The sequence below is a fragment of the Kitasatospora sp. NPDC003701 genome, from assembly GCF_053587085.1.
On the sequence record NZ_JBSFNM010000002.1, the window covers coordinates 119624 to 142449 of the forward strand.

The 22826-nt window shown below is 72.3% G+C and carries 18 protein-coding genes; 6 read left to right on the forward strand and 12 right to left on the reverse strand.

Annotated elements, in window-relative coordinates; translation table 11 throughout:
• Positions 1 to 43 precede the first annotated feature (43 nt).
• The 4 genes from ACWDRR_RS02670 to ACWDRR_RS02685 all read left to right on the forward strand — a co-directional run bounded on the left by ACWDRR_RS02670 (position 44) and on the right by ACWDRR_RS02685 (position 4610).
• Positions 44 to 721 carry a helix-turn-helix transcriptional regulator gene (locus ACWDRR_RS02670; protein WP_449770532.1) on the forward strand — a complete coding sequence of 226 codons (678 nt, stop codon included), beginning with the start codon at positions 44 to 46 and terminating at the stop codon, positions 719 to 721.
• A 306-nt stretch (positions 722 to 1027) separates the two neighbouring features.
• On the forward strand, positions 1028 to 2854 hold the full coding sequence (locus tag ACWDRR_RS02675) for a bifunctional metallophosphatase/5'-nucleotidase (protein ID WP_449770348.1): 1827 nt from the start codon (positions 1028 to 1030) through the stop codon (positions 2852 to 2854).
• A gap of 178 nt (positions 2855 to 3032) precedes the next feature.
• Positions 3033 to 3944 carry a hypothetical protein gene (locus ACWDRR_RS02680; protein WP_449770349.1) on the forward strand — a complete coding sequence of 304 codons (912 nt, stop codon included), beginning with the start codon at positions 3033 to 3035 and terminating at the stop codon, positions 3942 to 3944.
• Between the two features lie 96 nt (positions 3945 to 4040).
• Entirely contained in the window at positions 4041 to 4610 is a 570-nt protein-coding gene (locus ACWDRR_RS02685) for a Uma2 family endonuclease (RefSeq protein ID WP_449770350.1), read from the forward strand.
• 97 nt (positions 4611 to 4707) lie between these two features.
• On the opposite strand, the gene ACWDRR_RS02690 is transcribed toward ACWDRR_RS02685, so the two are convergent.
• From ACWDRR_RS02690 to ACWDRR_RS02700, 3 genes are all read right to left on the reverse strand, one after another.
• Complete coding sequence (locus tag ACWDRR_RS02690; protein WP_449770351.1) at positions 4708 to 6165, reverse strand: aldehyde dehydrogenase family protein; 1458 nt, start codon at positions 6163 to 6165, stop codon at positions 4708 to 4710.
• A 91-nt stretch (positions 6166 to 6256) separates the two neighbouring features.
• Positions 6257 to 7123, reverse strand: coding sequence for a helix-turn-helix domain-containing protein (locus ACWDRR_RS02695; RefSeq protein WP_449770352.1), 867 nt, complete (start codon positions 7121 to 7123; stop codon positions 6257 to 6259).
• A 79-nt stretch (positions 7124 to 7202) separates the two neighbouring features.
• Positions 7203 to 8426, reverse strand: a complete 1224-nt coding sequence (locus tag ACWDRR_RS02700; RefSeq protein WP_449770353.1) for an MFS transporter — start codon at positions 8424 to 8426, stop codon at positions 7203 to 7205.
• Between the two features lie 83 nt (positions 8427 to 8509).
• Between ACWDRR_RS02700 and ACWDRR_RS02705 the strand changes: the two genes are divergently transcribed.
• Positions 8510 to 9478, forward strand: a complete 969-nt coding sequence (locus ACWDRR_RS02705) for an ArsR/SmtB family transcription factor (RefSeq protein WP_449770354.1) — start codon at positions 8510 to 8512, stop codon at positions 9476 to 9478.
• 38 nt (positions 9479 to 9516) lie between these two features.
• Positions 9517 to 9693, forward strand: coding sequence for a hypothetical protein (locus ACWDRR_RS02710; protein ID WP_449770355.1), 177 nt, complete (start codon positions 9517 to 9519; stop codon positions 9691 to 9693).
• Positions 9694 to 9984: 291 nt separating this feature from the next.
• Here ACWDRR_RS02710 and ACWDRR_RS02715 read toward each other — a convergent pair whose 3' ends face one another.
• The 9 genes from ACWDRR_RS02715 to trpB form a co-directional block, all read right to left on the reverse strand.
• Entirely contained in the window at positions 9985 to 11445 is a 1461-nt protein-coding gene (locus ACWDRR_RS02715; protein WP_449770356.1) for a glutamate synthase subunit beta, read from the reverse strand.
• On the reverse strand, positions 11438 to 16042 hold the full coding sequence (gene gltB / locus ACWDRR_RS02720) for a glutamate synthase large subunit (protein ID WP_449770357.1): 4605 nt from the start codon (positions 16040 to 16042) through the stop codon (positions 11438 to 11440). The genes ACWDRR_RS02715 and gltB overlap by 8 nt, the downstream gene beginning before the upstream one ends.
• 523 nt (positions 16043 to 16565) lie before the next feature.
• Positions 16566 to 17297 carry a VIT1/CCC1 transporter family protein gene (locus ACWDRR_RS02725; RefSeq protein ID WP_449770358.1) on the reverse strand — a complete coding sequence of 244 codons (732 nt, stop codon included), beginning with the start codon at positions 17295 to 17297 and terminating at the stop codon, positions 16566 to 16568.
• 153 nt (positions 17298 to 17450) lie between these two features.
• Positions 17451 to 18530: a prolipoprotein diacylglyceryl transferase gene (lgt, locus tag ACWDRR_RS02730; protein ID WP_449770359.1), complete on the reverse strand. Its 1080-nt coding sequence runs from the start codon at positions 18528 to 18530 to the stop codon at positions 17451 to 17453.
• Between the two features lie 150 nt (positions 18531 to 18680).
• Entirely contained in the window at positions 18681 to 19544 is an 864-nt protein-coding gene (locus ACWDRR_RS02735; protein WP_449770360.1) for a DsbA family protein, read from the reverse strand.
• A 55-nt stretch (positions 19545 to 19599) separates the two neighbouring features.
• Positions 19600 to 20112, reverse strand: a complete 513-nt coding sequence (locus ACWDRR_RS02740) for a MauE/DoxX family redox-associated membrane protein (protein ID WP_449770361.1) — start codon at positions 20110 to 20112, stop codon at positions 19600 to 19602.
• A 125-nt stretch (positions 20113 to 20237) separates the two neighbouring features.
• Positions 20238 to 20486, reverse strand: a complete 249-nt coding sequence (locus ACWDRR_RS02745; protein ID WP_449770362.1) for a hypothetical protein — start codon at positions 20484 to 20486, stop codon at positions 20238 to 20240.
• Positions 20487 to 20685: 199 nt separating this feature from the next.
• Positions 20686 to 21495: a tryptophan synthase subunit alpha gene (trpA, locus tag ACWDRR_RS02750; RefSeq protein WP_449770363.1), complete on the reverse strand. Its 810-nt coding sequence runs from the start codon at positions 21493 to 21495 to the stop codon at positions 20686 to 20688.
• Between the two features lie 2 nt (positions 21496 to 21497).
• The gene (trpB, locus tag ACWDRR_RS02755; RefSeq protein WP_449770364.1) at positions 21498 to 22805 is read right to left on the reverse strand and encodes a tryptophan synthase subunit beta; all 1308 of its coding nucleotides are present in this window, start codon (positions 22803 to 22805) and stop codon (positions 21498 to 21500) included.
• Positions 22806 to 22826: the final 21 nt, after the last annotated feature.

Here is a 22826-nt window from a genome sequence, read left to right on the forward strand (position 1 = left end):
TCTCGCGTCGACCGGTCAGCGCGTGGTGCCGCCGCAGCGCCCGATGTCCGTTCGCCACGTCGCCCCGTCCGCCGCTCCCCCGTCCAGCGGTGGCCGGACCAGCGTCGTCGTGCAGGCCGCGGACCCGATCTCGCGGGCCGGTGCGGAGGCGCAGCTGCGCCGTCACCCGGGTCTGGAGCTGGCGGACCCGGCTCCGGGTGCGCCGACCACGCCGGGGGCGGTGACGGTGCTGCTGGCCGAGTCCGCGGACGCGGCCGTGATGGCGAACCTGCGGCGGCTGATCCGCGGTGCCGACCAGCGGGTGGTGCTGGTGGTCGAGCGGATGCGCGAGGCCGAGCTGCTGGAGGCGGTGGAGTGCGGCGTGGCCGCGATCATCTGGCGCCGGGAGGCGACGGCCGAGCGGCTGGGGCGGGCGGTGCTCGCCGCGGCCCGGGGCGACGGCGACCTGCCGGCGGACCTGCTGGGCCGGCTGATCAGCCAGGTGGGCCGGTTGCAGCGGAGTGTCCAGGGGATGCCGGGGCATGCGCCGGCGGGGCTGTCCGAGCGGGAGTCGGACGTGCTGCGGCTGGTCGCCGAGGGCTGGGACACGGGTGAGATCGCGGCGCGGCTGTCGTATTCCGAGCGGACCGTCAAGAACGTCCTGCACGGGCTGACCACCCGTCTGCAGTTGCGCAATCGGGCACACGCCGTGGCCCATGCGGTCCGCGAGGGGTACATCTAGGCCTTCGCCTCCCCGCCGCCACCCGCCCCGCCGCGCTCCGTCCCGCGGCGGCGGCGGGTGGCTCGTTCTCGGGCGCCCGCCCGCGGGCGGCTCCTCGGCCGACGGCCCCGTCGGCGAACGCCCCGGCGGGTGCGCGGTACCCGCCCGCCGGTGTCACGAACGAGTCGCCAAGATCTCACCTGCTGGAAACGTTCCGGGGCTATCCATCGGCCGGGGTCGCGCGGCACACTTCTACGCGCGTACCTCTACGCGCGTCACCACCATCGTTGACGATCCGTCCGCCGTCCCCACCCGGGAGAGCCGTCCATGCCTCTGAACCGCCGTGACTTCGTCACCCGGTCCGCCGTCACCGCCGCCGGCGCCGCCCTGGTCGGCGGCACCGGCCTCGCCGCAGCCTCCCCCGCCGCGGCGGCCGGCCCGGACGACGCCCGCGCCAAGGGCCGGGCCAAGAAGCAGGCCTTCACCGTCATGGGCACCACCGACCTGCACGGCCGGGTGCTCAACTGGGACTACTTCACCGACGCGGTCTACGCCGACAAGGCGCACAACGAGGTCGGCCTCGCCAAGATCTCCACGCTGGCCAAGCAGGTCCGCGAGGAGAAGGGCTGGGACCGCACCCTGCTGATCGACGCCGGCGACACCATCCAGGGCACCCAGCTGACCTACTACTACGCCCGGGTCGACCCGATCGCGACGGACGCCGACTACGCGCCCGAGCACCCGATGGCGCTCGCCATGAACACCATGGAGTACACGGCCGCGGCGCTCGGCAACCACGAGTTCAACTACGGCATCGACACCCTGCGCGCCTACGAGGAGCAGCTGGACTTCCCGCTGCTGGGCGCCAACGCGCTGAACGCCAAGAACGACAAGCCGGCCTTCCCGCCGTACGTGATCCGCAAGCTGAAGCTGGGCAACGGCCCGGCCCTCAAGGTCGGCATCCTGGGCCTGACCAACCCGGGCATCGCGATCTGGGACAAGGCGAACGTGGCCGGCAAGATGACGTTCCCCGGCATCGTGGAGACCGCGAAGATCTGGGTGCCCAAGGTCAAGGCGGCCGGCGCGGACGTCGTCGTGGTGGCCTGCCACTCCGGCATGGACGAGGCCACCTCCTACGGCGACCAGCTGCCGTGGGGGGAGAACGTCTCGGTCGCGCTGGCCGAGCAGGTCGCGGGCATCGACGCCGTCCTGGTGGGCCACGCGCACAAGGAGATCCCGCAGCGCCTGGTGGTCAACAAGGCGACCGGCCGCACCGTCGTGCTCTCCGAGCCGCTCTGCTGGGGCCAGCGGCTGACGTGCTTCGACTTCGAGGTGGAGCTGGACAACGGCGCCTGGAAGGTGGTCTCGCTCTCCTCCCGGGTGCTGAACTCCAACACCGTCCCGGAGGACCCGGAGATCGTCGACCTGATGACCGACCAGCACAAGAAGGTGGTCGAGTACGTCAACCAGGTCATCGGCACCGCGAAGATCCAGCTGTCGATCGCCGAGGCGCCGTTCAAGGACGTGCCGATCATCGACCTGATCGGCCGCGTCCAGGCCGACGTCGTCAAGGAGGCGCTGGCCGGCGGCCAGTACGCCAAGCTGCCGGTGCTGGCGCAGGCCGCGCCGTTCAACCGCACCGCGGTGATCCCGGCCGGCCAGGTCAAGCTGCGCGACGCGGCGGGCCTGTACATCTACGAGAACACCCTGGAGGCCCGCATCCTGACGGGCGCCCAGCTCAAGGACTACCTGGAGTTCTCGGCCCGGTACTACGCCCAGGTCGCCCCGGACGCGCCGGTCGACAAGGCCACCCTGACGAACGCGGGGAGCACCCCGGACTACAACTACGACTCGATCTACGGCCTGGGCTACGACATCGACATCGCCCAGCCGGTCGGCTCCCGGATCGTCAACCTCTCCTTCGAGGGCAAGCCGGTCGACCCGGCCGCCCAGTTCGTCCTCGCGGTCAACAACTACCGCGCCAACGGCGGCGGCAACTTCCCGCACGTCGCGGCCGCCCAGAAGGTGTGGGCCAACTCGGACGAGATCCGCAACGCGATGATCTCCTGGGTCAAGGCCAAGGGCGTCATCGACCCGGCCGACTTCGCCGGCGAGTCCTGGCGCCTGGTGCGCGCCGGCCGGCCGGTGTTCTGAGCCTGCCGGACCGCCGGACCGCGGGCGCCCCGCCACCCACTTCCCCGGGTGGCGGGGCGCCCGCGTCCTCGCCGTCCGGCCCCGGGCGGCCGACCCGAGCGCTCCGACCCCGGGCGGCCGACCCGGGCGCTCCGACCCCGGGCGGCCGATCGGACAAACCGCCTCATAGAGTCGGACCATGAAGTTCCTCAGGTCCAAGGCCGCCCCTCGACACGACCCCCATCTGACCGCCATGACGGTCCAACAGGCCGACTACCTGCGCAGCCTGGTGATCCAGCACCACGCGGGCACCCCGGGGATCACCGTCGTCGGCGACACCCTGCACGCCCCGCAGGGCACCAACTCCCTGTACAACCTCGCCGAGCTGTGCCGGCGCGCGGACCCGCGCGAGTGGCCGCAGCTGGTGGAGCGCCACTTCCGCGTCGTCCACGGCGCCGCGGCGGCGACCCCGCGGGGCTCCGACGACATCCTCCGCTCGGCCTACCTGCGGCTGATCCCCGACGACGCCTTCTCCCCGGAGACGGCCCCCTCCTTCAGCTACGTCCGTCCCGTCGCGGCCGGCCTGCAGGAGGCGGTCTCGCTGGACCTCCCCGAGGCGGTCCGCACCCTCGACGACCGGTTCGTCGCCGAGGTCGGCCTGGACGCGCTGCGCACCGCCGGGCGCGCCAACCTGGTCCGCGAGCCGGTCGGGTACGACCTCGCCCACGGCCGGGGCGGTGCGGCGATGCACATCGCCAACGGCGAGTCGATGTTCGTCGCCAGCAAGGCCCTCGTCCTGGACGACCTGGCCCGCGCCGTCACCGGGCGCGAACTGCCCGCCGAGGGCGCCCTGTTCACCGTGCCGAGCCGGCACTACCTGGTCTTCCACCCGCTGGCCGACCAGCACGCGGTCGAGGCGGTCAACGACCTGGCGGCCTTCGGCCTCGGCGCCTACCAGGACAACCCGGGCCCGCTGTCACCGCGGCTCTACTGGTGGCACCGGGGCGCCGTGACCTCGCTGACCCACATCGACGAGGCCACCCGCTCGTTCTCCGTCGCCCCGCCCGAGGAACTGATGACCGTCCTGCGCCGCCTGCGGGACGACGCCTGACGGCACGGGCCCCGGCGCCCGTCCCGGACCGCGGCCGCCGCCACCGGGCGGGCCCGCCACCCGGGCCCGCCCGCCCAGCGGTGGGAGGATGGCGGCATGACCGAGTTCCAGGTCCCCGAGCGACATGCCCAGCTCCTGGCGTACGCGCAGAGCCTGGCGCTACCGTCGGGGTGGAAGATCGAGATCTCCGGCGACGAGATCATCATGACGGCCGGCCCGTCGGTGATCCACCAGCGCAATCTGCTGATCGTCCGGGAGCAGTTCGACGCGCACCGGCCCGCCGACCTGATGCCCAGCGAGAACACCGACCTGGCCTCGCCGAACACCGGCAAACTGCGCAATCCGGCCCTCACCTACATCCCGCTCTCGGTGGTCGAGCTCGGCGGCAACGAGGTACCGGCCGAACTCGCCGAGATCGCCGTGGAGATCGTCCCGCCGTCCAATCCGGAGAACGACCTGGTCGGCAAGGTCCGCGACCATCCCCTGATGGGCATCCCGCTGTATCTGGTGATCGACCCTCGCGAGGGCTCGCTCACCCTCCACTCCGAGCCCGGCGGCGGTGTCTACCACCGCCGGTGGAGCGGCAGGTTCGGCGACCGGGTGCCCGTCCCGGAGCCGTTCGCCTTCGAGCTCACCACCGGCGAGCTGATCCGCTACCCGGTCTGAGCCCCACCGACGACGGGGGCCCGCCCGCGGTGCGGAGCCCCCGGCCGCCCCGCGAGGGGGTGGGCGGGGGCTCCGGCCGGCCGGGCGGGGCGAGCGGTCAGAACGGGAAGTGGCTGCGCCCGTGCTGGATGGAGATCCACTTCACCGTGGTGAAGGCGTCCACCGTCGCGTCGCCGTTGAGGCGGCCCACCCCGGAGTTCTTCTCGCCGCCGAAGGGCACCACCGGCTCGTCGGCGATGGTGCCGTCGTTGACGTGGATCATGCCGGTCTCGATCCGCTGCGCCACCCGCACGCCGCGCTCCACGTCCGCCGTGTGCACGGCGCCGCTGAGCCCGAAGGGGGTGTCGTTGGCGAGCCGGACCGCCTCGTCCTCGCCGTCGAACGCCACCACCAGGGCCACCGGGCCGAAGAGTTCGCGCTGCAGGATCGGCGCGCCGGCCGGCAGCCCGCCGAGCACGACCGGGTCCATCAGGCTGCCGTTGGTCTCGCCGCGCAGCAGCGCGGTGGCGCCGTCGGCGATCGCCTGGTCGACCTGGGCGGTGATGGCGTCGGCCTGCACCGGGTTTATCAACGGGCCGATCTGGGTGGCCGGGTCCTTCGGGTCGCCGACCCGCAGCGAGGCGACCTTGCGGACGAAGCGCTCGGTGAACTCCGCCTCGATGCTGCGGTCGACCAGCACCCGGTTGGCGGCCATGCAGACCTGGCCTTGGTGGGCGAAGCGGCTGAACACGGCGGCGTCGACCGCGTAGTCGAGGTCCGCGTCGTCGAGCACGATCAGCGCGCTGTTGCCGCCGAGCTCCAGCACCGTCCGCTTGAAGTGCGAGGCGGCGACGGTGGCGACGTGCCGGCCGACCTTGTCCGAGCCGGTGAAGGAGATCACCTTGGGGACGGGGTGCTCGATGAACGCGTCCCCGATCTCGGCGATGTCGGTGACCACGATGTTGAGCAGACCGGCCGGCAGGCCCGCCTCCTCGAAGATCTTGGCAATCAGGGTGCCGCCGACCACCGGGGTCTCCTGGTGCGGCTTGAGCACCACGCCGTTGCCGAGCGCGAGGGCCGGCGCGACGGCCTTCAGCGACAGGAACAGCGGGAAGTTGAACGGGCTGATCACGCCGACCACACCGACCGGCAGGCGGTACAGGCGGTTCTCCTTGCCATCCACCGGGGAGGGCAGCAGCCGGCCCTCGGCGCGCAGCGCGAGCTGCATCGACTCGCGCAACATGTCCTTGGTGAGCGAGAGTTCGAACGCGGCCTTCAGGGCGGTGCCGCCCAGCTCGGCCATGATCGCCTCGGTGATCTCCGGCTCGCGCTCCTCGACGATGCGCAGCGCGCGCTCGAAGACCAGCCGGCGCGCGTAGGGGTTGGTGGCGGCCCACTCCTTCTGCGCCCGCTCGGCGGCGCGGTACGCCCGGTCGACCTCCTCGACGGTGGCGACGGTGATGGTGGCGAGCTTGTCACCGGTGAAGGGATCGACGTCGACGATGTCCCAGGAGCCGCTGCCGGCCCGCCACTCGCCGTCGATGTACTGCAGCGCCAACTCGGAAAGGTACGACATCTGGTCCCTCTCGTGCTGATTCGGGAAAGCCGCAGGAAAGCCCGCAGGCCTTCCTCGATCAGATCTGATCGCGACTCATCGTACTTACGCTTTACAGCTCTTGGCGTACGGAGCGAAGAAGTTCCCGTGTCAGCTCGGGGGAGAGGCTGTCGGCCACCAGACCGTCCGCCGCGCCGGAGTACTCGGCCACCTCGGCGGGCTTGTCCAGGTACAGCGCGGTGGTGAACTGCTCCAGGTAGACGACGTCCGCGAGGTCCGGCTCGGCGAAGCTCAGCACCGAGAAGGCGCCGCCCTCCGCGCGCAGGCCGCCGAAGCCCAGCGGCATCACCTGGAGGACGACGTTGGGCAGTTCGGTCAGCTCCAGCAGCCGGTCGATCTGCGCCCGCATCAACTCGGGCCCGCCCCACGGGCGGCGCAGCGCGGCCTCGTCCAGGACGGCGAGCAGCCGCGGCGCCCGGTCGGCGGTGAGCACCCGCTGGCGCTTCAGCCGGACCTCGACCCGCCGCTCGACCTCCTCGGCCTCGGTGACGTGCCCGCCGTGGGTGATCACCGCGCGCGCGTAGTCGGCGGTCTGCAGCAGCCCGTGGACGAACTGGACCTCGTAGCTGCGGATCTCGGTGGCGGCCTCCTCCAGGCCGAGGTAGGTCTGGAACCAGCCCGGCAGGACGTCGCCGTAACCGTGCCACCAGGACGTCGCGTTGGCCTCGCGGAGCAGGCCGAGCACGGAGGCCCGCTCCTGCTCGGCCTCGACCCCGTACAGGGTGAGCAGGTCGGCGACGTCGCGCTCCTTGAAGCCGACCCGGCCGAGCTCCATCCGGCTGATCTTGGACTCGGAGGCGCGGATCGAATACCCCGCCTCCTCCCGGCTGACGCCTCTGGCCTCCCGCAGCCTTCGCAGCTGGGAACCCAGCAGCAGGCGCCGTACCGTGGCACCTCCGCCTGCCTGAGTCGTGCTCATCGCGTCACCCTCCGCACCTCGCGCAGCCCCCCGGCCGTCGGCCGCAGTCTGCCATCTGGCACGGACAAACAACAGTCCGTCAGCGGTCGCGTTCCAGGCGTAGCAGCCCGGGCACCGCGGCCAGGCTCAGGACCAGCAGGAACAGCCAGGGCCAGGCGGCGCCCCGGCCGAGCAGCAGGGTGAGCAGGGCGGGAGCCACCGCCTGGCCGACGTTCCAGGACAGTTGGTAGACGGCGAGGTAGCGGCCGCGCAGCGCGGGGTCGGCGAGCGAGACGCTGAGCTCCTCGCGGAAGGGGGTGGCCATGGTCTCGGCGATGTTGTAGAGGAACATCGCGGCGTAGAGCCCGGCGAGGACGGCCCAGCCGGGGGCGGCGGCCACGAGGGCGAAGGCGCCGAAGGCGAGGGCGTTGAGGAGCGAGGCGGCGGCGAGCACCCTGGTCGGCCGGAACCGCTCCAGCCGCCCGGCCACGACGTTCCCAGTGAGGACGACCTGGACGCCGTTGAGCACCAGCAGCGAGCCGGCCACCCAGGCCTCGCGGTGCAGGCCCTCGGTGAGGTACACGGCGAGCAGCATGCTGAGGATCATCGAGCCGAAGACGAAGGTGAGGTTCACGGCGACCAGCAGCAGGTAGCGGCGGTCGCGCAGCACCGTCCGGTAGCCGCCCGCCTCCTTCACCGGCGCCTCGGCCCGCGCCGGGGCGGGCGCGGGCCGCCAGGCGGCCAGCAGGGCGGTCGCGACGACGTAGCTGACCGCGTTGAGCACCACCAGCAGCCGCAGGCCCCCGGTGCCCCCGCCGGCCACCAGGACGGCGCCCAGCGCCCCGCCCAGGCCCAGCCCGGTGTTGCGCAGCGTCTGCACCAGCGCGAACCAGCGGGTGCGCTCCCCCTCCTCGGCGGCGAGCACCACCAGGCCGGTGCTGGAGGTCCAGTAGGCGACGTGGCCGATCTGGGCGAGCAGGCAGACCAGCACGATCTGCCAGAGCTGCTGGGCGAGCAGGTAGCCGCCGAACGCGAGGGCGGAGAGCGCGTTGCCGCCGGCGGCCACCAGCCGGGCGCCGTAGCGGTCGATCAGCGGGCCGACGCCGATCGCGGTGGGCAGGGCGAGCAGCCGGGCGGCGGTGACGGCGGCGCCGATCGCGGTGACGGTCAGGCCGGTGGTGCGGGCGAAGTAGACGAGGGTGAAGGCGAGGATCAGTCCGGTGCCGAGGCTGTCGATGAGGTGGGCGCCGACCAGCCCGGTCCGGCCGGAGGTGTCCGGCAGGCCCAGTCGGTCGCGCAGCGGGGTGAGCGTCGCGGTGGTCATGGGACCAGCGTTCCGGGCATGATCATTCCTGCCCAGAGATTCGATCCTGATCGAATCCGTCCCGCTCCCCTCCCGGAGGCACCGTGCTGACCTTGGACTTCTCGGCCCAGGACGTGGCCGCCATCCGGTTCGCCTGCTCGCGCGTCATCGAGGTGGTGACCAGCGTGCAAGTGCTCAAGGACCCGGGCGCCAAGGCCGTCCACCTGCCGTGGGTGCGCCGGGCCCGGCAGCGGCTGGCCGCCGGCGGTGTCCGCTACGACCTGCTGTCGCAGCTGGTGCCGATGCCCGCCTGGCACCTGCCGGGGTTCCTGACCGCGCTCCCGTCCGCGACCGCGCCCGACATCGAGGCCGAACTGGCGGTGCTGGTGGCCACCGGCCCGGAGGCCGTGCGGGCCGAGCTGGACCTGGTCGGGCAGCCGCTGCCGCCGCTGGTGGCCGCGCTGTACGCCGATCCGGCGGCCGGCCTGGAGCGGCTGGCCGGTGAGATCCGGGCGTACTGGTCCGCGGTGGTGGAGCCGTACTGGGGGCGGATCGTCCGGCTGGTGGAGGGCGAGATCCTCCACCGGGCGCGCCGGATGGCGGCCGACGGGCCGGCCGCGCTGTTCGACGGTCTCCACCCGAAGGTGCGCTGGGAGGAGACCCGGATGACGGTGACGCAGCGGCGCTACGAGATCGAGCACCGGCTGGACGGCGGGCGGGGCCTGGTGCTGGTGCCGTCGGTGTTCATCTGGCCGGGCATGGTCTGGCAGGCCGAGGGACAGCCCGGTCTGGTCTACCCGCCGCGCGGGGTGGCCACGCTCTGGGAGAGCGCCGGCGCGATCGCCCCCGACGGCCTGGCCCGGGTGATCGGCCGCACCCGGGCCCGGCTGCTCGCCGAACTCGACGCGCCCGCCTCGACCACCGAACTCGCCGCCCGGACGGGCCTGTCCGCCGCCAACGTGTCGCACCACCTGACCGCCCTGCGCGAGGCCGGCCTCACCGCCCGCCACCGCACCGGCCGCACCGTCCTCTATCTGCGGACCGAGGCCGCCGAACTCCTGCTGCGCGGCTGAGCCCGGAACCGCACCGGCCGGTGCGCCGTCCAACGGCCATGCGCCGACGCCGCCCGAGCCCCGCCGCCCTGCTGCTCACCGTGCTGGCCCTCACGGCCCTGCTGTTCGCCGTGGTGACCGTCGTAGAACCGGACCGCGGCCCGGGGCTGCCGCCCTGGCCCGACCGCCCCGGTGCGACGAGCACCGCGCCCGCCGGGACCGCGAGCCGGCCCTGAGCCGGCGACGACCGCGCCCCACCCGGCCCCGGAACGACGGAACGGCCCCCGGAAAGCCGGCGACGACCGCGCCCCACCCGGCCCCGGAACAACAGAACGAACGGCCCCCGGACAACGGAAAGCGGCACCTGCCCTCAACTGGTCGGGGAGAGGGCAGGCGCCGTGGGACCGCGTTTGGCCCGGCGACACTGGCGGGAGGAGCGGCTCAAACTCCCGGCAATGCGGTGCCGGGCGCTCTGGGGGTGGACGGGATCCGTCGGCGGGGGTGGCCGCCCACGGTCCGGCCGTGCGTCAGACCACCAGCGGGCGGTCCGTCGGGCGGATCGGGGCGGGCAGCGGAGTCTTGCCGCCCAGGTACTTGTCCACCGCGGCGGCGGCCGAACGGCCCTCCGCGATGGCCCAGACGATCAGCGACTGACCGCGTCCGGCGTCACCGCAGACGTAGACGCCATCGACATTGGTGGCGAACTTCCCGTCCCGGGCCACATTACCCCGCGCGTCCAGGTCGACGCCAAGCTGCTCGACCAGGCCGTTCTTCACGTCCGTGCCGGTGAAGCCCATGGCCAGGGTGACCAGCTGGGCCGGGATCGCCCGCTCGGTGCCGGGCACCGGCTCGAAGCGGCCGTCCTTGAACTCGACCTCGACCAGGTGCAGCTCCTGGACGTTGCCGTCCTCGTCGCCGGTGAAGTGGGTGGTGTTGACCGCGTAGATCCGGTCGCCGCCCTCCTCGTGGGCCGAGGTGACCTTGTAGGTCATCGGCATGGTCGGCCAGGGCTGGTGGCCGGGCCGCTCGTCGCTCGGCCGCGGCATGATCTCCAGCTGGGTGACCGAGGCCGCCCCCTGGCGCAGCGCGGTGCCGAGGCAGTCCGCGCCGGTGTCGCCGCCGCCGATGACGATGACGTGCTTGCCCTTGGCGGTGATCGGGGGCTCCACGAAGTCGCCCTCCTGCACCTTGTTGGCCAGCGGCAGGTACTCCATCGCCTGGTGGATGCCCTTGAGCTCGCGCCCGGGCACCGGCAGGTCGCGGGCGGTCGTCGCCCCGGCGGCCACGACCACCGCGTCGAAGCGCTCGCGCAGCTGCTGGCCGGTGATGTCCTCGCCGACGTGGACGCCGGTGCGGAACCGGGTGCCCTCCGCACGCATCTGCTCGATGCGGCGGTTGATGTGGCGCTTCTCCATCTTGAACTCGGGGATGCCGTAGCGCAGCAGGCCGCCGATGCGGTCGGCGCGCTCGTACACCACCACGGTGTGCCCGGCCCGGGTGAGCTGCTGGGCGACGGCCAGGCCGGCCGGGCCGGAGCCCACCACGGCGACGGTCTTGCCGGAGAGCCGCTCGGGGATCTGCGGCGTGACGCCGCCGCGGTCCCAGGCCTTGTCGATGATGGTGACCTCGACGTTCTTGATGGTCACCGCGTCCTGGTTGATGCCCAGCACGCACGCGGACTCGCAGGGAGCCGGGCAGAGCCGCCCGGTGAACTCCGGGAAGTTGTTGGTCGCGTGCAGCCGCTCGATCGCACCGACGAAGTCGTCCCGGTAGGCCAGGTCGTTCCACTCGGGGATGAGGTTCCCGAGCGGGCAGCCGTTGTGGCAGAACGGGATGCCGCAGTCCATGCAGCGGCCGGCCTGCTTGGTGATGATCGGCAGGAGGCTGCGTTCGACGTAGACCTCGTTCCAGTCCCGCAGACGGACGTCCACGGGCCGGCGCTCGGCCAGCTGCTTTCCGGTGGTCAGGAAGCCCTTGGGGTCAGCCACGTGCCGCCTCCATCATCTTGCGAGTGGTCTCGGACTCGGAGAGTCCATCGCGCTCAGCGGCGTCCTTGGCGGCGAGCACTGCCTTGTAGTCGGTCGGCATGATCGTGGAGAAGCGGGAGACCCCGCTGCCCCAGTCGGCCAGGAGCTCGGCGGCCACGGTGGAGCCGGTCTCCTCGTAGTGCTGCTGCACGGTCTCGCGCAGCCAGTCGCGGTCGGCGGCGCTGGGGGCCTCGATGCCCACCATGCCGTCGTTGACGTTCGCGGGGCGCAGGTCCAGCACGTAGGCGACACCGCCGGACATGCCGGCCGCCAGGTTGCGCCCGGTCTCGCCGAGGATGACGACCCGGCCGCCGGTCATGTACTCCAGGCCGTGGTCGCCCACGCCCTCGACCACCAGGGTGGCACCGGAGTTGCGGACGGCGAAGCGCTCGCCGGCCTTGCCGCGCAGGTGCACGCGGCCGCTGGTGGCGCCGTAGCCGATGGTGTTGCCGGCGATCACGTGGCGCTGCGCGTCGGCGCCGATCGCGGCCGCCTCGCGCGCCGGGCGGACGATCACCACACCGCCGGAGAGGCCCTTGCCGACGTAGTCGTTCGCGTCGCCCTCCAGGCGCAGCGTGATGCCCTTCGGCACGAAGGCGCCGAACGACTGCCCGGCCGAGCCGGTGAAGGTGACGTCGATGGTCCCCTCCGGCAGGCCCTCGCCGCGGTACCGCTTGGTCACCTCGTGGCCGAGCATGGTGCCGACCGTGCGGTTGACGTTGCGGATCGGCAGCTGGATGCGGACGGCGTCGCCGCGCTCCAGGGCGTCCTGGGCGAGGTCGATCAGCTGGTTGTCCAGGGCCTTGTCGAGCGCGTGGTCCTGCGTGGTGGTGCGGTGCAGGGCCGCGCCCTCGGGCAGCTCGGGGACGTGGAACAGCGGCGCCAGGTCGAGCCCGGCGGCCTTCCAGTGGTCGATCGCGGCGGCCGCGTTGATGTGCTCGGCGTGGCCGACGGCCTCCTCGATGGTGCGGAAGCCCAGCTCGGCCAGGATCTCCCGGACCTCCTCGGCGATGAACTCGAAGAAGTTCACGACGAACTCGGGCTTGCCGGAGAAGCGCTCGCGCAGCACCGGGTTCTGGGTGGCGACGCCGACCGGGCAGGTGTCCAGGTGGCAGACGCGCATCATGATGCAGCCGGAGACCACCAGCGGGGCGGTGGCGAAGCCGAACTCCTCGGCGCCCAGCAGGGCGGCGATGACCACGTCGCGACCGGTCTTGAGCTGGCCGTCGGTCTGCACCACGATGCGGTCGCGCAGGCCGTTGAGCAGCAGGGTCTGCTGGGTCTCGGCGAGGCCGAGCTCCCAGGGGCCGCCCGCGTGCTTGAGCGAGGTGAGCGGCGAGGCGCCGGTGCCGCCGTCGTGGCCGGAGACCAGCACGACGTCCGCGTGCGCCTTGGAGACGCCGGCCGCGACCGTGCCGACGCCGACCTCGGAGACCAGCTTCACGTGGATGCGGGCCGCCGGGTTGGCGTTCTTGAGGTCGTGGATCAGCTGGGCGAGGTCCTCGATGGAGTAGATGTCGTGGTGCGGCGGCGGGGAGATCAGACCGACGCCCGGGGTGGAGTGCCGGGTCTTGGCGACCCACGGGTAGACCTTGTGGCCGGGCAGCTGGCCGCCCTCGCCGGGCTTGGCGCCCTGGGCCATCTTGATCTGGATGTCGTCCGCGTTGACCAGGTACTCGGAGGTGACGCCGAACCGGCCGGAGGCGACCTGCTTGATCGCCGAGCGGCGCTCCGGGTCGTAGAGGCGGTCCGGGTCCTCGCCGCCCTCACCGGTGTTGGACTTGCCTCCGAGGCGGTTCATCGCGATGGCCAGGGTCTCGTGCGCCTCGAGGGAGATCGAGCCGTACGACATGGCGCCGGTGGAGAAGCGCTTGACGATCTCGGAGACCGGCTCGACCTCGTCGACGGAGATCGGGGTGCGGCCGAGGCCGTCCAGCTGGAACAGGCCGCGCAGCGTCATCAGGCGCTCGGACTGCTCGTTCACCCGGTCCGTGTACTGCTTGAAGATGTCGTACCGGCGGTTGCGGGTGGAGTGCTGCAGCCGGAAGACGGTGTCCGGGTCGAACAGGTGCGGCTCGCCCTCGCGGCGCCACTGGTACTCGCCGCCGATCTCCAGCGCGCGGTGCGCGGCGGGGATGCCGGAGGCGGGGTAGGCCTTGGCGTGGCGGGCGGCCACCTCCTTGGCGAGCTCGTCCAGGCCGATGCCGCCGAGCTTGGTGGTGGTGCCCGCGAAGTAGGCGCCGACCAGCTCCTGGGAGAGGCCGATCGCCTCGAAGACCTGCGCGCCGCGGTAGGAGGCGACGGTGGAGATGCCCATCTTGGACATGACCTTGAGCACGCCCTTGCCGAGCGCCTTGATCAGGTTCTTGATGGCCCGCTCGGGCTCGACGCCCTCGATGAAGACTCCCTGGGCGACGAGGTCCTCGACGGACTCCATGGCCAGGTACGGGTTGACCGCGCCGGCGCCGTAGCCGATCAGCAGCGCGACGTGGTGCACCTCGCGGACGTCACCGGCCTCGACCAGCAGCGACACCTGGGTGCGCTGCTTGGTGCGGATGAGGTGGTGGTGGATCGCGGAGGTGAGCAGCAGCGAGGGGATCGGGGCGTGCTCGGCGTCCGAGTGCCGGTCGGAGAGCACGACGATCCGGGCGCCGTCGGCGATCGCGGCGTCGGCCTCGGCGGCGATCTCGGCCAGTCGCGCGGCCAGGCCCTCGCCGCCGGTGGCGACCTTGTACAGGCCGGACAGCGTGACGGCCTTGAGGCCGGGCTGGTCCCCGTCGTGGTTGATGTGGACGAGCTTGGCCAGCTCGTCGTTGTCGATCACCGGGAAGGTGATGCCGACCGAGCGGCAGGAGGCGGCCTCGGCGGCCAGCAGGTTGCCCTCGGGGCCGAGGTTGCTCAGCAGCGAGGTGACGAGCTCCTCGCGGATGGCGTCCAGCGGCGGGTTGGTGACCTGCGCGAAGAGCTGCACGAAGTAGTCGAACAGCAGGCGCGGCTTCTCGGAGAGCGCGGCGATCGGGCTGTCCGTGCCCATCGAGCCGAGCGCCTCACCGCCGGTGCGGGCCATCGGCGCGAGGATGACCCGCAGCTCCTCCTCGGTGTACCCGAAGGTCTGCTGGCGGCGCGTCACCGACGCGTGGGTGTGCGCGATGTGCTCGCGCTCGGGCAGCTTGGCGAGCTGGATCTGGCCGCCCGCGACCCACTCCGCGTAGGGGTGCTCGGACGCCAGCGCGGACTTGATCTCCTCGTCCTCGACGATGCGGTGCTCCGCGGTGTCGATGAGGAACATCTTGCCGGGCTGCAGGCGCCCCTTCTTGGCGACCTTCTCCTGCTCGATGTCGAGCACGCCGACCTCGGAGGAGAGGACGACCAGGCCGTCCTCGGTGATCCAGTAGCGGGCCGGACGCAGGCCGTTGCGGTCCAGCACGGCGCCGATCTGGGTGCCGTCGGTGAAGGTGACGCAGGCCGGGCCGTCCCAGGGCTCCATCAGGTTGGAGTGGTACTGGTAGAACGCGCGGCGGGCCGGCTCCATGGTGGCGTGGTTCTCCCACGCCTCCGGGATCATCATCAGCACCGAGTGCGGCAGCGAGCGGCCGCCGAGGTGGAGCAGCTCCAGGACCTCGTCGAAGGAGGCCGAGTCGGAGTGCTCGGGGGTGCAGATCGGGAAGATCCGTTCCAGGCCCTGCCCGTTCCGGTTGGCCGGGATGAGGTCGGTGGCGAGCTGGGACTCGCGGGCGGTCATCCAGTTCCGGTTGCCCTTGACCGTGTTGATCTCGCCGTTGTGCGCGACGAAGCGGTACGGGTGGGCGAGCGGCCAGCTCGGGAAGGTGTTGGTGGAGAAGCGCGAGTGCACCAGACCGAGCGCGGAGGCGTAGAGCCGGTCCGACAGGTCGGGGAAGAAGGGCTCCAGCTGGCCGGTGGTCAGCATGCCCTTGTAGACGATGGTGCGCGCGGAGAGCGACGGGAAGTAGACACCGGCCTCGCGCTCGGAGCGCTTGCGGACGACGAAGGCGAGCCGGTCCAGCGCGATGCCCTCGGCGCCGTCGCCGGCGCTCAGGAAGACCTGGCGGAAGCGCGGCATCACGCTGCGGGCGGTGGCGCCGAGCAGGTCCGGGGTGACCGGGACGTCGCGCCAGCCGAGGACGGTCAGGTCCTCCTCGGCGGCGATGGCCTCGATCTGCGCGACGGCGGCGTCGGCGGCCGTGTCCTCGTCGGGCAGGAAGGCGATGCCGACCGCGTAGGAGCCGGCGGCGGGGAGCTCGAAGGAGACCTTGGCGCGCAGGAACGCGTCGGGGATCTGGGTCAGGATGCCCGCGCCGTCACCGGAGTCCGGCTCGGCGCCGGTGGCACCCCGGTGCTCCAGGTTGCGCAGGACGGTCAGCGCCTGCTCGACGATCTTGTGGTCGGCGATGCCGGTCAGCGTCGCGACGAAACCGACGCCACAGGCGTCGTGCTCGTTCCGCGGGTCGTACAGGCCCTGAGCAGCAGGTCGCGCATCCGGAACGAGCGCGTACGGCGGGCGGGCTGCGCCGGCCTGGGGCTCGTTTGCGGAGTGCATGGATGCAGACAGCATCGGCTCTCCCGTCGTCGTCTTGAGCAATGAGCTTCGTGCAATAGGGACGACGTTGGCCCTCTGCGATTTCGTGCAGGTTACATGATGCCGGAGATCCCGAGAAGTGGAACATCTCGTCCATATGGCGGACATGACCCCAGGTCAGGGGCTATTACCGGCTGGTAATGCGAGCGGGAGGAGTCGGCTTGCCGACTGCGCGCTCCCTCAAGTGTGCCCGTGCCTCGGGAGGCCGAAACGGGACCGAAATCCCCCGTCGACAAGATCGCCACGAGCGCGCCTGCGATTCGATCCTCCGGGGCCGACCGGACCGGGGAAATCCTCGGACCGACGGGCCTGCGGCCGATACTAGGACGACCGGGCTTCCGGGCCCATGTGCGGAACGTCACGCGCTGCACAGCATAACCATGCAGGCTCCTGTAGCAATCCACGAACCCCCGGCCCCGGCCGCCCCGGCCGCCGCACCCGCCCCGGCGGGCCCGGCCCGGCCCGGCGGTCCGCCCCGCCCGGCTCAGCCGACCTGTCCGCCGATGAGCGCTCCCAGCAGGTACGTCACCCCGGCCGCCGCCCCGCCCAGCACCAGCTGCCGCAGCCCGCTGTACCACCAGGTGCGCGCCGTCACCCGGGCGACCACCGCGCCGCAGAGGAAGAGGCCGGCCATCGAGAGCAGCAGCGCCGGCAGCAGCGAGGTCGCGCCCAGCAGGTAGGGAAGCAGCGGCAGCAGCGCGCCGACGGCGAAGCAGACGAACGAGGACCCGGCCGCGACCCACGGCGAGGGCAGGTCGTTGGGGTCCACGCCCAGCTCCTCCCGCGCATGGACCTCCAGCGTCCGGTCCGGATCGGCGGAGAGCTGGCGGGCCACCTCGCGCGCCAAGTCCGGATCGACCCCGCGCGAGGCGTACAGCTGGGCCAGCTCGGCCAGCTCACCCTGCGGGTTGCGGCGCAGCTCCAGCCGCTCGACCTCGATCTCCGCCTGGACCAGCTCGCGCTGCGAGGCCACCGAGGTGTACTCCCCCGCCGCCATGGAGCAGGCGCCGGCCGCCAGACCGGCCAGGCCGGTGATCACCACGGTGCTGTTGGAGACCGCGCCGCCGACCACGCCGGTCATCAGCGCGACGTTGGAGACCAGCCCGTCCATCGCACCGAACACCGCCGGCCGCAGCCAGCCGCCGTTCACATCGCGGTGGTGCCCGGCGGCGGGCACGCGGGGGTGGTGCCCGGCCTCGGGTTCAAGGGTGGTCACGCTCACGGTCTCGGGCCTCCGTCCGATCGTTCGACGACTCGAACGTAGCCCTCCCGGCCTGGGCAGTTCCAGCAAAGTTAGGCTGCCCGAACACGGCTCCGGCCGCCCTCCGCGGAAGTCGGGAGGGCGGCCGGTGGCACGGGAAAGCGCTGGTCAGGTGAGGTTCTTGGCGTCCTTGTCGGCACTCTCGGCGGCACGCTCGGCCGACTCGGTGTCCGCCTTTTTGTCCGAGGGGCGAGACGCGGCCCGGCTCCGGTCCGCGGAGTCCTCGGCAGAGCCCTTCGCGAGGTCCTTCGCGGGGTCCTTCGCGGGGTCCTTCGCGAGGTCCTTGGCAGAGCCCTTCGCCGGGCCCTTCGCGAGGTCCGTCGCCGGGTCCGCGGTCTCGGCGTCGTCGGAGGGGCCGGTCGCGGTCGGGTCGATGCTCGCCGGGTCCTCCCGGCCGGGCCGCTTCTTCCCGACGATCACGAGGTAGGCGACGGCGCCGAGGAAGACCACGATGGCCACCCAGTCGTTGAGCCGCAGCCCGAAGAAGGTGTGCGCCTCGTCGATCCGCAGCCACTCGGTCCAGAACCGGCCGACCGTGTACGCGGCCACGTACAGCGCGAAGGCCCGGCCGTGGCCGAGGGTGAACCGGCGGTCCGCCCAGATCACCAGCGCCGCGACGCCGACGCACCAGAGCGACTCGTAGAGGAAGGTCGGGTGGTAGATCCCCGTGACCACCTCGCCGTTCGGCAGCGTCTTGTCGATCTCCAGGCCCCACGGCAGCGTGGTCTCCCGGCCGTACAGCTCCTGGTTGAACCAGTTGCCCCAGCGCCCGAGCGCCTGGGCCAGCGCGATGCCCGGCGCGATCGCGTCGGCGTACGCGGGCAGCGGCACGCCCCGGCGGCGGGCGCCGATCCAGGCGCCGACCGCGCCGAACGCGATCGCGCCCCAGATCCCGAGGCCGCCCTCCCAGATCTTGAAGGCGTTCCAGGGGTTCTTGCCCTCGCCGAAGTAGAGCTGGTTGTCGGTGATCACGTGGTAGAGCCGGCCGCCGACCAGGCCGAACGGCACGGCCCAGACGGCGATGTCGCCGACCGTGTGCTTGCCACCACCCCGGGCGACCCAGCGCTTGCTGCCGAGCCAGACGGCGACGACGACACCGAGGATGATGCAGAAGGCGTAGGCGCGCAGCGGGACCGGTCCGAGATAGAGGACGCCCCGCGACGGGCTGGGAATGTAGGCGATATCCATGGCAGCTCCGACGCTACAGGGTCGACGGCCCGCCCCGGACACCCCGCGGGTCACAGATCCCGAACAACACGGCGGCGGGCGCCGGGCGCCGACTGCGCCGCCGCCCGCTCCGGACGGGGAGGGGCGGCGGCCGACCGGCCGGTACCCGCCTCAGCCGGCGTTCGGCGAGGGGTTGTTGCTCTCCGAGGCGGTGCCGCTCGGCGCCGGGGACTGCCCGTGCGAGCCCGGCGTCCCCGGCTTCTTGCCCTGGTTGGCGGCGTCCACCCACTTCACCAGGTTCTGCGGGGTGATCTCCTCGGTGCCGTTCTTCGGGTAGATCGGCTGGCCGTTGAGCAGGACCGTCGGCGTCGACTTGTAGCTGGACTTGTCGAAGTCCTGCTGCACCGCGGACACCCAGCCGCCGAAGGTGTTGTCGTTGACGCAGGCCTCGAAGGCGGGCGTGTCCAGGCCGTCGACCTGCTTCGCCAGGTTGATCAGGGTGGCCTTGTCGCCGAAGGCGTCGTTGGTCTCGTCCGGCTGGTTGCGGTAGAGCACGTCGTGGTAGTCGCGGAAGTGCCCGGCCTCCTGGGCGCAGGCCAGCGCGTTGGCACCGTACTTGGAGCCCTTGCCGGGTACCGCACGGTCGATGAACGAGACCACGTGGTAGTTGCTGTAGATCTTGCCGGCGTCTTCCAACTGGTCGATGGTCGAGGCGAATTCACGCTCGAAGGTGCCGCAGGCGGGGCAGCGCGGGTCCTCGTAGACGGTGAGGACGGACGGGGCGTCGGCCGCGCCGACCGGGATGACCAGGTTCTTGTCGCCGATCGTGCCGGCGGGCGCGGCGGTCGGGGTCTCCGGCTTGGAGCGCTCGTTCTGCACCACGACACCGGTGACCACGGCGGCGGCGATCACGGCCAGCACCACACCGCCGATCACCAGCTTCTTCTTGCGCCGGCCGCGGGCCTCGTCGGCCGCCCGCTCCGCCAGCATCCGCTCGCGGGCGGTGCGCTTGCCTTCTCGGTTCTTCTCGCTCATTGCCTTGACATCCACAATCGGGGAAAGGGGTGTGGGGGTGGGTGGTGGCGGCCGCTCAGGCCGCCAGCCAGCCGTCCACCGAGAACTTGGTGCGGGGTCGCCAGATCAGCCAGCCGGCCAGGACCAGGAACCCGGTGTCGCGCAGGATCTCCTGCAGGTACTCGGTCTGCGAGGAGTCCACCGCCCCGCCGCCGCCGAAGCAGCCGCAGTCGATCGAGATGCCGCGCGCCCAGGCCGAGGCGATCCCGGCGATGAAGGCGAGCAGCAGCAGCGCCGAGACGCCCGCGACCAGCCGGACGCCGAGACCGATCAGCAGCAGCAGCGCGAGCGCCAGCTCCAGGAACGGCAGGGCGTAGCCGACCGGCTTGACCAGCGATTCGGGCAGGATCTCGTACGCGCGCACCGCCTGGGCCGCCTCGGCCGGGTCGGCGATCTTGGCCAGTCCGGCCCAGCCCCAGACCACGGCGAGGCCCAGCCGGGCGGCGGTACCGATCCATTCCGTCCAGGCCGGCCACGGCCGCCGGGCCGCCGGCTCGGTCTCGCTGAGGTGCGCTGCCGGGCCGGCCATCGGGAAACCCCCCTCGGGAAACACGTTCACTTCCTGATGAACCGTAAGGGATGAAGGGCGGTTCCTCCATATTCAGGAATTAAGCCGGAAGAGTGACGGCTGATGGCGTTCTGCCCGTATGTGTTCTAGTGCCCGTTCGATTCGCAGCCCGGCGGGCGCCCCGGGTCGTAGAGGTCCGGCCGGCCGTGGTGCTCCGAGCGCGTCGCCCGCGCCACCGCGTCCACCCGGGCCGCCTCGGCGCAGACGTACGCGTCCCGCTCGGCCCGCTCCGCGCCCCGCCTGGCCAGCGCCTGTCCGACCGCGGTGTCCGCCCCGACGGCCGCGGTCAGCGCCAGCACGGCCGCCGCCGCCCGCAGCAGGACGGCTCGCTGCACACCCGGCACCGGCGGACCCCTTCCGTTCGCTTCGCGCCCCCGCACACGTGGTTCGTGCACTCGTCCCTCCACTCAACGCCGGTCAACCCCACCTGATGCGTCGGAGCCCCACGGTTCACTCGTTCGGGTCCCGTCCCCCGGGAACGCCGACGGCCCGCCGCCCCACCGGAGGGGGCGACGGGCCGTCACGAGCGGGTGCCTACCGGCGGCGGACCCCCTGGGCCAGCTCGCCGGCCAGGGCGCGGACGGCCGCCAGCGCGGCGGGCTCGTCCCCGTCGGCGTCCAGGATCCGCTGAACGAAGGCCGAGCCGACGATCACGCCGTCGGCGAAGGCGGCCACCTCGGCGGCCTGGGCCGCGGTGGAGACGCCGAGGCCGACGCAGACCGGCAGCCCGGTGGTGGCCCTGGTCCGGGCGACCAGGTCCTCGGCGAGGTTGCCGACCTTGGCCCGGGTCCCGGTCACCCCCATCACCGCGGCCGCGTAGACGAAGCCGGAGCCCGCCGCGGTGACCTCGGCGAGGCGCTTGTCCTTGCTGCTCGGAGCGACCACGAAGACGGTGTCGAGACCGTGCTCGTCCGCCGCCTTGCGCCATTCCTCGGACTCCTCGACCGGCAGGTCCGGCAGGATGCAGCCGGCGCCGCCGGCGGCGGCCAGGTCGGCGGCGAAGCGCGCGGTGCCGTAGCGCTCGACCGGGTTCCAGTAGGTCATCACCAGCACCGCCGCGCCGGGGTGCGCGGTGGCCACCTCCTGGACGGTGCGCAGCACGTCCTTGATCTTCACCCCGGCCCGCAGCGCGATGTCGTCGGCGGTCTGGATGGTCGGGCCGTCCAGGACCGGGTCGGAGTGCGGCAGGCCGACCTCGACGACGTCGCAGCCGCCCTCGATCAGCGCGTTGACGGCGCGCACGCCGCCGTCCACGGTCGGGAAGCCGGCCGGCAGGTAGCCGATCAGCGCGGCGCGGTCCTCCGCCTTGGCCGCGGCCAGGACGTCACTGAGCTTCGAAGCCATGGTCACTTACCCCCGTTGCCGGCGCCGTCGCCCGCGTTGTCGCCAGCCTGGTCGTCGGCGGCCCCGTTGTCGCCGGCCGCGTTGCCGCCGGCCTCGTCGTACAGGCCGAAGTACTCGGCCGCGGTGTGCATGTCCTTGTCGCCGCGCCCGGAGAGCGAGACCAGGATGGTGGCCCCGGGCCCGAGTTCACGGCCCAGCTCCAGGGCGCCGGCCAGCGCGTGGGCGCTCTCGATGGCCGGGATGATGCCCTCGGTGCGGGACAGCAGCCGCAGCGCCTGCATGGCGGCGTCGTCGGTGACCGGGCGGTACTCGGCCCGGCCGGTGTCCTTCAGCCAGGCGTGCTCCGGGCCGACGCCCGGGTAGTCCAGCCCGGCCGAGATGGAGTGCGACTCGATGGTCTGGCCGTCCTCGTCCTGCAGGACGTAGGTGCGCGAGCCGTGCAGCACGCCCGGGTCGCCCTTGGTGAGGGTGGCGGCGTGCTTCGGGGTCTCGGCGCCCTCGCCGGCCGCCTCGCAGCCGATCAGGCGCACCCCGGCGTCCGGGATGAACTCGTGGAAGATGCCCATCGCGTTGGAGCCGCCGCCGACGCAGGCGACCACGGCGTCCGGCAGCCGGCCGGTCCGGTCCAGGACCTGCTGCCGGGCCTCGATGCCGATCACCCGGTGGAAGTCGCGGACCATCATCGGGAACGGGTGCGGGCCGGCCACGGTGCCGAACAGGTAGTGGGTGGAGTGCACGTTGGCGACCCAGTCGCGGAACGCCTCGTTGATGGCGTCCTTGAGGGTGCGGCTGCCGGACTTGACGGCCACCACCTCGGCGCCGAGCATCCGCATCCGGGCCACGTTCAGCGCCTGGCGCCGGGTGTCGACCTCGCCCATGTAGATGGTGCAGTCGAAGCCGAACAGCGCGCAGGCGGTGGCCGTGGCCACGCCGTGCTGGCCGGCGCCGGTCTCGGCGATGATCCGGGTCTTGCCCATCCGCCGGGTCAGCAGGGCCTGGCCCAGCACGTTGTTGATCTTGTGCGAGCCGGTGTGGTTCAGGTCCTCGCGCTTGAGCAGGATGCGCGCGCCGCCCGCCTCGGCGGAGAAGCGGTGCACATCGGTCAGCGGGCTGGGGCGGCCGGTGTAGTCCTTGAGCAGCCCGTCCAGCTCGGCCAGGAAGGCCGGGTCGGCCTTGGCCTTCTCGTACTCCTCGGCGACCTGCTCGACGGCGGCGACCAGCGCCTCCGGGATGAAGCGGCCCCCGTAGGCGCCGAAGTAACCGCGGGCGTCCGGCACCTCGGCGCCGGGCAGGTAGTCCTTCTCGGACATGGTGAAAAGTCCTTCTCGCAG